The sequence below is a fragment of the Pantoea sp. JKS000250 genome (assembly GCF_003201065.1).
Classification (GTDB): domain Bacteria; phylum Pseudomonadota; class Gammaproteobacteria; order Enterobacterales; family Enterobacteriaceae; genus Pantoea; species Pantoea vagans.
The window spans coordinates 2,653,284-2,665,316 of record NZ_QICZ01000001.1; the positions used below are offsets into that span (position 1 = coordinate 2,653,284).

General features: G+C 61.0%; 9 protein-coding genes. 4 read left to right on the plus strand and 5 right to left on the minus strand.

What is annotated here, in order from left to right; all coding sequences use genetic code 11:
* Positions 1–2: 2 nt before the first annotated feature.
* Positions 3–1,181, minus strand: a complete 1,179-nt coding sequence (locus BY447_RS12600) for an isochorismate synthase (protein ID WP_110331231.1) — start codon at positions 1,179–1,181, stop codon at positions 3–5.
* Positions 1,182–1,357: 176 nt separating this feature from the next.
* On the opposite strand from BY447_RS12600, the gene fepB reads away from it, so the two are divergent.
* Complete coding sequence (fepB, locus tag BY447_RS12605) at positions 1,358–2,326, plus strand: Fe2+-enterobactin ABC transporter substrate-binding protein (RefSeq protein ID WP_110331232.1); 969 nt, start codon at positions 1,358–1,360, stop codon at positions 2,324–2,326.
* Here the strand turns inward: fepB and entS are convergent.
* Entirely contained in the window at positions 2,321–3,565 is a 1,245-nt protein-coding gene (gene entS, locus BY447_RS12610) for an enterobactin transporter EntS (protein WP_110331233.1), read from the minus strand. The two genes, fepB and entS, sit on opposite strands and share 6 nt — an antisense overlap.
* 147 nt (positions 3,566–3,712) lie before the next feature.
* Here entS and fepD point away from each other — a divergent pair, with 147 nt between their 5' ends.
* Genes fepD through BY447_RS12625 form a run of 3 tightly spaced genes read left to right on the plus strand, consistent with a single transcriptional unit; the run spans position 3,713 to position 6,464 of the window.
* Complete coding sequence (gene fepD, locus BY447_RS12615) at positions 3,713–4,702, plus strand: Fe(3+)-siderophore ABC transporter permease (protein ID WP_013359898.1); 990 nt, start codon at positions 3,713–3,715, stop codon at positions 4,700–4,702.
* Positions 4,699–5,676, plus strand: coding sequence for an iron-enterobactin ABC transporter permease (fepG, locus tag BY447_RS12620; protein WP_033781644.1), 978 nt, complete (start codon positions 4,699–4,701; stop codon positions 5,674–5,676). Before fepD ends, fepG begins: the two co-directional genes overlap by 4 nt.
* Complete coding sequence (locus BY447_RS12625) at positions 5,673–6,464, plus strand: ATP-binding cassette domain-containing protein (RefSeq protein ID WP_033781646.1); 792 nt, start codon at positions 5,673–5,675, stop codon at positions 6,462–6,464. The genes fepG and BY447_RS12625 overlap by 4 nt, the downstream gene beginning before the upstream one ends.
* Before the next feature lie 42 nt (positions 6,465–6,506).
* Here the strand turns inward: BY447_RS12625 and BY447_RS12630 are convergent, their stop codons facing one another.
* From BY447_RS12630 to fes, 3 genes are all read right to left on the minus strand, one after another.
* Complete coding sequence (locus tag BY447_RS12630; protein WP_110331234.1) at positions 6,507–10,436, minus strand: enterobactin synthase subunit F; 3,930 nt, start codon at positions 10,434–10,436, stop codon at positions 6,507–6,509.
* Positions 10,429–10,650 carry an MbtH family protein gene (locus BY447_RS12635; RefSeq protein ID WP_110331235.1) on the minus strand — a complete coding sequence of 74 codons (222 nt, stop codon included), beginning with the start codon at positions 10,648–10,650 and terminating at the stop codon, positions 10,429–10,431. Before BY447_RS12635 ends, BY447_RS12630 begins: the two co-directional genes overlap by 8 nt.
* A 100-nt stretch (positions 10,651–10,750) precedes the next feature.
* On the minus strand, positions 10,751–11,962 hold the full coding sequence (gene fes, locus BY447_RS12640; RefSeq protein WP_110331236.1) for an enterochelin esterase: 1,212 nt from the start codon (positions 11,960–11,962) through the stop codon (positions 10,751–10,753).
* Between the last annotated feature and the right edge of the window lie 71 nt (positions 11,963–12,033).

Below are 12,033 nucleotides of genomic sequence, written 5' to 3' on the forward strand. Positions count from 1 at the left end.
CTTTAGTGCAATCCAAAAGCGCGAAGCATGGTGTCGAGTTTGACGCCGGTTTCGCGCCACTCGGATTCAGGTTGTGAGTCCGCCACGATGCCCGCGCCAGCAAACAGCCGGACCCGCGGACCATTCACCGTGCCGCAGCGGATGGTGACGACCCATTCGCCGTTGCCCTGATCGTCACACCAGCCGACGATGCCGCCAAACAGCTGACGCTCAAACGGTTCAAGTTGCTGAATCAGCGCCTGAGCACGCTGATGCGGAAAGCCGCTGAGCGCCGGTGTCGGATGCAGCAGGCTGGCCAGTGACAGCGCATTTTCGCGGTCGTCCAGCACTTCGCCCCGAATCTGCGTAGCGAGGTGCCACAGTGTCGGGGTGGTCAGCAGGGAAGGGATTTCCGGGACTGACAGCAGGCGACTGCGCGGCTGCAGCGTCATGCGCATTGCGTCCGTCACCAGTTTATGTTCATGCCGGTCTTTGGCTGACCGCATCAGGCTGTCACCTGAGGCCTGGTCACGCTGTGGATCGCTGTTGCGCGGTGCTGAACCGGCCAGCGGACAGGAGCTGAACTTGCGGCCCTGCTTACGGATCATCAGTTCAGGGCTGGCACCCACCAGCGCGCCGCCATCAGGCAGCGGCAGATGAAAATGATAGCTGTCAGGGTTCTGCGCCAGGATGCGCTGCATCAGGGCGGCCGTATCGATCGGCTGTTCCGCCACGATCTCCATCAGCCGTGACAGCACCACTTTATCCGGATCGCCGCGCTGCGTGGCCGCTACGGCCTGCGCAACCATGTCAGTGAAGGTGGCGTGATCCGGCAGCGCCGTACGGCGACGAACTTTTGGCAGATTGCTTTCAGCCAATGAGGCGTGGGCTTTCAGATCGTCACGTTGAAAGGTCTGATACGACTCAGGGATAAACAGTGCAGCGGGCTGATCCACATCGAACGGGATCGCACCCACCAGAATGGGATGGGCTATGCCCTGTTTTCTGGCCAAGGCAAAATGATGCTGCAGTTGTTGCTGAAACTCTCCGGTCAGCTGCTCACCCTGGTTTACCGGAGCAGTGAGTGTCGTAAAACAGCCCTGAGTCGTCAGGCTTCGCCAGGGAGAAGTAAACAGGAAGCCACGGCAGAGTGCCGGAAAATCCTGCAGCAGGGGATGTTCAAATGCCAGTGATTCCACCATAATTTCACCTATAAATGATAAGATAACTAATAATGATTATCATTTGTATTATGGTGCAGTAACCTACGTCGAATAGCCGAAGGTGTCAATAAATACGCGGTGATTCAGCTGGTTTTGTTGGTTAAATCAGCACAAGTTGTCGCCCGGATTACCAGAGAGAAATAGGATGAAAACAAATGACTAAACAGGGAGTAACGTCGGCATTAGCGCTGTTTTTGCTGAGTATCACTCTGTTCAGCGTGACCGCTGTTGCACAGACCGGCTGGCCGCGCACCTTCGCGGGGGCAAAAGGTCAGGTCACCCTGGCTCAGGCACCGACCCGCATTGTCTCGACCAGTGTCACCCTGACTGGCTCGCTGCTGGCGATTGATGCGCCAGTAGTTGCCAGTGGCGCAACCGCACCCGGCAGCCGGCTGGCTGATGAGCAGGGATTCTTCCGGCAGTGGGGGCGTGTGGCGAAACAGCGTGGCGTAAAGCGGCTCTATATTGGTGAACCCAATGCGGAAGCGATCGCTGCGGAAGCGCCAGACCTGATTGTGGTCAGCGCCACCGGTAATGATTCAGCGATCAAACTGGCCGATCAGCTCTCGGCGATTGCACCGGTACTGGTCGTTAACTATGACGATAAAAGCTGGCAGCAGCTGGTGACGCTGCTGGGTGAGGCGACCGGGCATGAGGCGGATGCCGCTGCCCGGATAAGCGAGTTCGACGCGCGTGAAAAGGCGCTGAAGGCAAAGCTGACCCTGCCTCCGCAGCCGGTTTCTGCAATGGTGTGGAACGGAGATGGCCGGGCTGTGAATCTCTGGACGGAGGCATCGGCACAGGGGAAGTTACTGCAGGCGCTGGGCTTCACGCTGGCAACGCCACCGGCGACGCTTCAGTCTGCTCACAGCATGGGACAGCGTAAAGATATTCTTCAGCTGTCAGGCGAAAATCTGGCGGAAGGCCTGAATGGACAGACTTATCTGCTGTTTGCCGCCGAAGATAACACGGCTGCGCAGGTAATGAGCAATGCTTTTCTGGCGCAGACCCCAGCGGTGCGCGCTAAAGCGGTCTATGCGCTGGGGCTGGATAGCTTTCGTCTCGACTACTACAGCGCCAGTCATTTACTGACGCGGCTGGAAGCGCTGTTCGTGAAATCATGATGTGGCATCGTCGGAGGCAGGCCGTTGATAGCGTCGCAGGCGGGCCATCAGCAGCCACATGATGAGACCCAGCACGGTGGCTGCCAGGCCAGAGAGGGCGGCGGCCTGCTGCGGCAACAGCAGTGAACCCATCGCGCCAATTATTGCTGCACCTATCGCATCGCCGGTGACATTCTGCGCTGTCCAGAGGCTGTTGATCCTGCCAAGCAGAGCATCGGGCGTCAGCGTCTGAATCATCGCGTACTGCACCAGGCTGCTGATGGCACTGAAATAACCAAAGGCTACGAGGCAGATCAGACTCAGGCTGAACCACGGCATCAGGCTGAACAGAGCCAGTGCGACGAATGCCGCGATGGCACTGACCAGAATCAGGCGGCCCGGCTGTGGCGACTGTGCCAGCCGTCCGCTGGTCAGCGCGCCTGTCGCAGCACCCAACGGCACGGCGGCGTACATCAGTCCCAGCGCCGTCAGACCGACCTGCCAGTGAGGGGCCAGCGCCGGATAGAGCACACGCACCGCGCTGGCTAGCGTTACCAGCGCGCCAGTCAGCGCCGCCATACCTACAATTGGCGTATCGAACAGGAAGCGGACGCCGCTGCTTAGTGCCTTTATGGGATGTTCACGCGGCTGCGGCGGTGGCGCAAGCGGCGGCAATCGCAACAGGGTTAACACCGTCAGCAGCGTGCCGAACGCGGCCAGCCCGTAGTTCCACGCCACACCGCCCTGAGCAATCACCATACCCGCAATCGCGGGTGACAGAATCGCGCCAAAGCGCACCGTCAGCATAGTAATGGCACCCGCCTTCATCAGATTCTCACGCCCGACCAGCGCCGGCGTGGCCGCCAGCAGCGCCGTGACGCCTATCGCGCCGAAAAAACCATCCCAGAGTCCCAGCACGAAGACGGCGATGACCGACGGTGAAGGGAGCAGGGCATTAATGCACAACGCGGCAAAGCCCAGGCCACAGGTGGATCGGGCAAACAGGATCAGGCGACGACGCTCATAGCGATCGGCCAGCACGCCGCCGGTCAGCAGACCGACAAACATACCGGCTCCGGCCAGCGTCACCGCCAGTCCTACCAGCAATGGTGATTGCGTCAGTTGCTGAATCTGAACCGGGACCGCCACCGCCAGCATGCCGAGAGCGACAATCGAGATAAAGCGGGCGATAAACAGGGCGCGAAAGGCGGGATGGGTTCTCAGCAGAGTGAGATCGATAAAATGGGAGGGTTTGTTCATAGCGTCGCTTTTTAGCACCCATTTTCCTCATTATTGAATCTGAGAGTCATGGTAACATACAAAAAATAGTTAATAACGATAACAAGTATCATTATCATAAACACTCGCAATTGCGAGCCATGTTGAATTCGTGAAGGTTTAAACGTTATGCGTCAACTCCGTGCAATAGCCGGTTCAGGGATGCTGCTATTGTTGCTTATTGCGCTCAGCCTGATGCTGGGAGCCAGACCTGTACCCTTTCATGATGTCACACATGCCTTACTCTCCGACTGCAGCCGCATCGATTGCGTGATCGTGCGCGATGCCCGGCTGCCGCGAACCCTTGCGGGACTGCTGGCCGGGATCAGTTTAGGTCTGGCGGGCGCACTGATGCAGAGCCTGACGCGCAATCCCCTGGCTGACCCAGGCATTCTTGGTGTGAATGCCGGAGCGGGTTTTGCGGTGGTGCTTGGCATCGCCCTCTCTGGCGCCGATTCTCCTGCGGAATGGCTGGGTTTTGCTTTTACGGGTGCACTGCTGGCGTCGCTGCTGGTGGCCATGACGGGTGCGATCGGCGGCGGCCGCGTGAATCCGCTGCGTCTGACGCTGGCAGGCGTGGCGCTGGGTGCGGTGCTGGAGGGTTTAACATCTGGCCTGTCGCTGCTTAATCCCGATATTTACGATCATCTGCGTTTCTGGCACAGCGGCTCGCTGGATATCCGCAATTTCGCCATTCTGCGCACTGTCTTTCCGGCGGTCGTAGCCGGGAGCCTGCTGGCGTTGCTGCTGGCACGTTCGCTCAACAGCCTGAGTATGGGCGGAGATATGGCAACCGCGCTGGGCACCCGTGTGATGCGTACTCAACTGGTGGGATTGCTGGCGATTGCACTGCTGAGCGGTGCGGCGACGGCGGCAGTCGGCCCCATCGCCTTTGTCGGGTTAATGACACCGCATCTGGCCCGCTGGCTGCTGGGCAACGATCATCGCTGGATGCTGCCGGGAACCCTGGTGATCACTCCCTGTCTGCTGCTGGCGGCCGATATTCTGGGACGGCTGCTGGTGCCGGGTGAACTGCGCGTGTCAATTGTCACGGCCATTCTCGGTGCGCCGATGCTGATTGTGCTGGTGCGCCGTAAGCTGGGAAGAGGGCAGATATGACACGGACGATGATCAATGCGCTGCTGCTGATGGCCTGCGGGGCGCTGGCTTTTCTGGGCGTCACGCGCGGCACCTTACCGATCTCCGCCAGCCAGTTATGGGCACTTCTCAACGGCGAGGCAGCGCGCAATGTTCAGCTGATTGTACTGGAGTGGCGTCTGCCGCGCGTCATGATGGCGCTGCTGATTGGTGCGGCGCTGGGCGTCAGCGGGGCGATTTTCCAGTCGCTGCTGCGCAACCCGCTGGGCAGTCCCGATATTCTGGGTTTCAACACTGGCGCTTACAGCGGTGTGCTGGTGGCGCTGGTGCTGTTCCAGCAAAACATGGAAGGGATGACGCTGGCGGCGCTGGCAGGCGGGCTGCTCACTGCAGGTGTGGTCTGGCTGTTCAGCTGGCGCAACGGCGTGGAGACCTTCCGGCTGATTATTGTGGGCATCAGCGTGCGGGCACTGCTGATGGCGCTGAACAGCTGGCTGATTATCAGTGCTTCACTGGAGGCGGCACTGAGTGCCGGGCTCTGGAGCGCCGGTTCACTTAACGGCATTACCTGGGCAAAAACCACGCCGGTGATCACCGTGCTGCTGCTGGCGCTGCTGGCAACAGGCATGCTGGCCCGCCGCATGCGACTGCTGGAGATGGGTGACGACACGGCCTGCGCGCTGGGCGTTCCGGTTGAGCGCAGCCGCATCATGCTGATGCTGACGGGCGTTATCCTCACCGCCGCCTCGACGGCGCTGGCCGGTCCGATCTCTTTTATTGCGTTGCTGGCACCGCAGATTGCGCGGCGGCTCAGTGGTGGTACTAAAGGCGCGCTGCCGCTGGCTGCCTTGTGTGGCGCGCTGCTGTTAATCGCCGCGGATTACGCCGCGCAGCACTTTTTCCTGCCTTATCAGCTGCCGGTTGGCGTGATCACGGTCAGTCTGGGCGGACTCTATCTGATTGCGCTACTGGTGCGGGAGGCACGACGTCAATGAAAGTGACAACACGTTTGCAGGGTGACGCGCTGACGCTGGGCTATGACAAAAAAATCGTGGCGGAGAATCTCTCTGTCGCGATCCCTGACGGTGAGCTGACCGTGATCATCGGTCCCAACGCCTGCGGAAAATCGACGCTGCTGCGTACCTTAAGCCGCCTGGTCTCGCCGCTACAGGGCGAGGTGCTGCTGGATGGCAATACGATTGCTCACTACGCTACCAAAGAGGTGGCACGCCGGCTGGGGCTGCTGCCGCAAAGCTCGAACGCGCCTGCGGGTATCAGCGTCAGCGAACTGGTGGCGCGCGGGCGTTATCCGCACCAGTCGCTGTTCGGGCGCTGGCGACAGGAAGATGAGGCAGCGGTGCAGCAGGCCATGCAGGCCACCGGCGTGGCCGGTTTAGCGCAGCAGCAGGTTGATACGCTCTCTGGCGGTCAGCGGCAGCGGGTGTGGATTGCGATGGTGCTGGCTCAGCAGACACCGCTATTGCTGCTGGATGAACCGACCACCTGGCTGGATATCGCCCATCAAATTGAACTGCTGGAATTAATGCAGGATCTCAATCAGCAGCATGGCCGAACGCTGGTGGTGGTGCTGCACGATCTTAATCAGGCGTGCCGCTACGCCAGCCACCTGATAGCGATGCGCGACGGGAAAATCGTTGCCGAAGGGAAACCGGCGGAGATTGTGACGCCGGAACTGATAGAAGCGATCTACGGCCTGCGCTGCATCATCATTAACGATCCCGTGGCCGGTACGCCGATGATTGTGCCGCTGGGCAGAGGCTGACCCGCGCTTTCTCCGGTGAAGAAAGCGCGAGGTCAGGACGGCTCAGGAAATCAGCGCCGCCAGACACTGCTGCAGTCGTGGGCCAATCTGCTCGAACATGCGTGGTGAGATGATCTCGACGTGCGCACAGTCCAGCGGCCAGACGGTCAGCCCGCCAATCCAGGGCGCCCAGGCGCGACGCACATCCTGACCGGGCTGCTGCGTCTGTTGCGCCAGGAACAGCGTGGCGTGTCCCCGGAAGCGGGCGCTGCGTGCCGTCGCCAGCAGGCGCACCGAACTGGCGTAGTTGGCTTCAATGGTGGTGAACAGCGCCGCCATCCCTTCACCGGCCTGCTCGCGCTGTGCCGCGATAAACTGCTCACGCTCCCGATTCACTTCTTCCAGCACCGCCGGGTCCAGCACGTTTTCGCCGCGCCGTTCATCCCAGTTCTGCGTCTCTGGCGGCCAGGTATCCAGCAGCCCGAGGAAGGCGACCGTTTCACCTTCGGCCTCCAGCCGCGCAGCGATACCCTGTGCCAGCGTGCCGCCCAGTGAGTAGCCAAGGAAATAGTAGGGCCCCTCTGGCTGCTGCTGGCGCACCGTCGCCAGATGTGCGTCACACACCGCATCAAGGTGCTGCGCCTGATTCAGCGGGCTGGTAATGTCGGGTGACTGAATACCGAGCAGCGACCAGCGGGCATCCAGATAGCGCTGCAACACGCTGAACTGCCAGGCAAAACCGGAGGCGGGATGGAAGCAGAACAGCGTCGGGCCGGTAGTGCGCCGCAGCGGCAAGACCGCCTCAAATCCGGCGCGGGCTGTCTCCGCGGATTCGCTACTGAGCAGGGCGGCCAGCTTTTCTGCCGTAGCTGCCACCATAATCTGGCCCACTGACACCGGCTGATTCAGCGTCCGCCGCAACTGCGCCGCCAGCCGCATCGCCAGCAGCGAATGGCCACCCAGCGCAAAAAAATCATCCTGTGCGCTGACGGACTCACGTTCCAGCAGCGTGGCGAACGCCTGCGCCAGCGTGGTTTCCAGACCAGGGTGCGGCGCACGACCGGCAGCCGCTGTCCGGGTCTGTGGCAGCGGCAGCGCTTTACGATCCAGCTTGCCGTTGCTGCTGAGCGGTAATGCCGCCAGCTGAACAATCGCCACCGGCACCATATGCGCGGGCAACTGTGTCGCCAGCGTCTGGCGCATGACGACGGCATCAATCGGGCCATCTGCCACTACATAGCCGACCAGCTGGCGGGCATCACCCTGCTGGTCGCTGCTGCTGCCCAGTACCACCGCATGCGTCACGGCCTGCACAATGCCAGGCAGCGCAGCCATGGCATGGTCGATCTCATTCAGCTCGATGCGCTGTCCGCGGATTTTAAGCTGATCGTCGCTGCGGCCCAGATACTCCACCGCACCATCCGGCAGCCAGCGCGCCACATCGCCGGTGCGGTACATGCGGGAGCCGTGACCCCACGGATCGGCCACAAACCGGCTGGCCGTGAGGTCGGGGCGATCCAGATAACCCTGTGCCAGCTGCACGCCGGTCAGCCAGAGATCGCCCGTCACGCCTGGCGGCACCGGCTGCAGACGCGCATCCAGAATCCGTAAGCCGGTGTTCCAGACCGGGAAGCCAATCGGCACGCTGGCACCGTCGACGGCTGCCAGCGCGGGTCCGAACGCCGGGTAGAAGCTGACATCCACTGCCGCTTCGGTCGGGCCATACAGGTTATGCAAGGGTACCCGGGTCAGCGTCTGCCACTGGCGCGACAGCTCAGCGGGCAGCGCTTCGCCACTGCAGAACACCTGCCGCAGGGTGGTGCACCTTTCTATCGCATTGTCATCCTGCAGCGAGGCAACAAAGGCCGCCAGCATCGAGGGAACAAAATGGGTGGTGGTCACGCGGTAGCGGGCAAACAGCTGCTGCAGGGCTTCCGGGTCGCGGTGGGCATCAGGCGGTGCCATCACCAGCTGTGCGCCAGCAATCAAGGGCCAGAAGAACTCCCACACCGAGACATCAAAGCTGCTCGGCGTTTTCTGCAGCACGACATCATCACCGCCGAGCGGATAACAATCCTGCATCCACAGCAGTCGGTTGACGATTGCCTCATGACTGACCAGCACGCCTTTTGGCCGACCGGTCGAACCAGAGGTATAGATGAGGTAAGCGCCATCATGCGGACGCGGAGCCTGTGTCAGCACGCGATCAACCGGTGTTAACAGCGCGTCGTAAAACAGCGGCGCAACCGGTGAGAGAGCCGCCAGCCGGTCTGCCAGTTCGCGGCAGGTGATCAGCGTTTTCGGCGCGGCATCTTCCAGCATCATCTTCAGCCGATCGTCCGGGTAGCCGGTATCAAGCGGCAGCCAGGTTGCGCCTGTGCTGACAATCGCCTGCAGTGCCAACGATAAAAAGACCGAGCGCGGCAGCGCCACGGCGACAATGTCACCCCGCGTCACACCCTTCGCAATCAGCTGTTGTCCCAGCGCGACGACCTGCTGCTGCATCTGCTGATAATTAAGCTGATGCGCCTCATCCGCCAGCGCCACGGCGTGCGGCGTACGCTGCGCCTGCTGCAGCAGCAGGCTGCTTAGCGTCTCTGCAGGCAGCATCACGGCGGTCTGATTGATCGCTGCCAACTGCTGATGTTCTTCCGGCATCAGCATATCCAGCTCGCCACAGGCGCACGCTGGCCGGACGGCAAGCTGCTGAAGCAGCAGACTAAAGCGGCTGGCATGTTGCTTCAGCACGGTTTCGCTGTAGCGCGCTGCATTAGCCAGTAATTCCAGCGTCAGGTCGCCCTGTTCGCTGAGGTAGATAGCAATCTCCAGATCGCGAACCGGGCCTGACGCCAGCTGATGAGTGATGCCTTCAATGCCGGCGAAATCGAGCTGATAGTCGAACATCTTCAGGTTAATCACCGGCCCATAGAGCGGAGCACTGTCACCCAATCGCCCCAGATCGCGCTGCACCTGCTCAGCGTCGTAACGCTGATGACGGCGCATTTTTCTGACCTCACCCGCCAGCCGCGCGGCCAGTGCCGTCAGCGGCTGTGCCGGATCGTAATGGATCGCCATAGGCAATACGTTGATCACCGGACCGGTGGCGCAGAGCGCGGCCGAGCCGATGCGGCGCATAAAGATGAAACCGGCGGCAAAGTCGTTCTGACCGGTGAGGCGCGCCAGCCACAGCGCCACCAGCGCAAAGGCGGTGTCCGCCGCGCTGAGATTCTGCTGCTGAGTATGCGCCAGCAACGCCTGAAAGGTGTGTCGCTCCACGGCAAATGTGTGTCGCAGCAGGTCGGTGCTGGCACTCTGACCCGCCAGCGGCAGCGAGGATAACGAGGCGGGCGCAGGTAAATGCGCCCCTTTTTCCAGCCAGAACTGACGATCGCGCTGCCAGGTCGAAGAGTGCTGATAGCGCTGATACTCGTCGACGACCTCGCTGAACGGGACGAAGGGGCTCGGCTCCGGCGTGTCGCCGTGCCGCCAGGCGCTGTAGAGATGGGCGATACGGCGGGTCAGGGCGGTAAAGCTGAAACCATCAACCACCAGATGATGGTAGCGCTGATACCAGTACCAGTGATCCTCGCCCAGCCGAAGCAGGCTGTGATGATAGAGCGGCGCACCGCTCAGCACCCGCAGATCGCCGGACATATCCTGCTGCATCAGCGTCCGTGCGGCCGCCGCCGGATCGGCGGCATCGCGCAGATCGATTATTTCAGGCTCGCGAAAATGCTGGGGGGCAGGCCACTGCAGCGGTTCACCCTCCTGCTCGCCAAAGGCCATATTTAGCGTGTCCGCTTCCTGCATGCCGGCAACGATGGCGCGAGACAGCAGCGCGCTGTTCAGCGCACCACGCAGTTCAACGAAATGCGCCACGGCGTAGGCATTGGAATAGGGGGATAACTGGTCAGCGATCCAGATGCCGGGCTGAGCGGCCACCAGCGGCAATGTTTTTTGTTCTGTCAGCGGGTTCAGGGTGGTCTCAGACATTGCGGCTCCCACTGTCCTGCGTCATAACGGGACGGATATCGTGCCAGTTTTCATTCAGCCAGCTCAGGCAGCGAACCTGTGGTTCGGGCCCATAAACAGGCCGCCATCCTGGCGGAACCGCACAAAAGGCGGGCCATAAGCTGTATTGCTGCTGATCGTTTTTCAGCACCTGACAATCCTGCTGGGGATCGTCGAAAGGATTGAGTTGTTGCATGTTGGTCTCCTGTCCGAAGTCGTCGGGCGCGTTAACGCCGCTCTCCTGCGTATCCTTTTTCTTTCTTTTAATGGCGCACAGGCGGCGGGAGTTCAGCGGGTTATGACGATTGCCACATAGCTTTGAGGCCCGCCAGCAGCCCGCCGCGCCAGCACAGCGCATCGTGACCACCTTCAACCGGGTGATAGCTGACCTGATGTCCTGCCACAGTCAGATCGCGCTGAAACTGCTCGTTTGCCGCCAGAATCAGTCGTTCGCGCCGTCCCGCCTCCAGATAAAAGCGCCGGGAGGGCGCCTGCAGCAAACCCTGCTGTAACTGCTGCGGCAGCCAGCCATTCGGGTCGCCGCGCGCGGGCCACCAGAACGAACCGGAAAGACTGACGGCACCCGCAAAGGTTTCCGGCCAGGTCAGGGTGGCGTAAGCGGCAGAAAGGCCGCCAAAACTCTGTCCGGCCACCAGCGTACTGTCGGCCCGGAACGGTGCCCACTGCTGAATTTGTGGTAACAGCTCATGCTGAATCGCCAGCCAGAAATCGGGATTACAGGTCAGTTCACGCGTGCGGTGTTCGCGGTCAATGATATCGATCATGACATAGACCGCAGGAGGCAGTTCGCCTGCCTCAGTGAGTTCCTGAAGCGGACCGGCAACCGGCATGCTGTGCGCCCAGAACTGACCATCCAGCAGCAGTGCCAGCGGACGATCGGCAGCGTCTGCCTCGCCGGTGACATAAAGCCAGACCTGACGCTGATTGCCCAGCCGCTGGCTGCGCCACAGATGCTGCTGCAGCGGAAGAGTGGCGGCGCGACCTTCATCAACTGCACGCCAGACCTGCTGCTCAGGCGCAAGCGGCAGATGCAGCGGTGAGACGCTCATGCCGCGCCCGGCCGACCAGCTCCGCAGCGGATTGAGCGGATCGCTTTGTGCGTGCCGGAATTTCTGACCCCACCACTGGCGCAGCGCCTGCATATCAGTCTGCCCGGTAAACGTCTCTGTCTGGTTGTCAGGGATCAGGCAGTAACTGCCGCGCCAGTCAGCGGGCAGAGTGGTTTGCCACCACCAGACATCGGTATCAGGAACAGGTGTTAAGGAAGAAGGTGAGGCTGTGTGATGATGATCGGTTACACCGGTAATGTTGATCCAGACGCGCCGGGTATCAGAGTGCAGCGGATCACCCTGCGGATCACGCCAGAAAAAAGTGACCTGACAGGTCCCCTTTTCAGCGGGTTCAATCAGGGGAATGCCCTGTTGCTGCTGATGATGCCACCAGCGTTCGCTGCCGGTCTCTTCGTTTAACCACGCCATTCGCGCCATGATTCAATCACACTTGCTTAGGGTCATGCATGTTACAGATAATAGTATTGATAATTATTTGCATTTGCAAT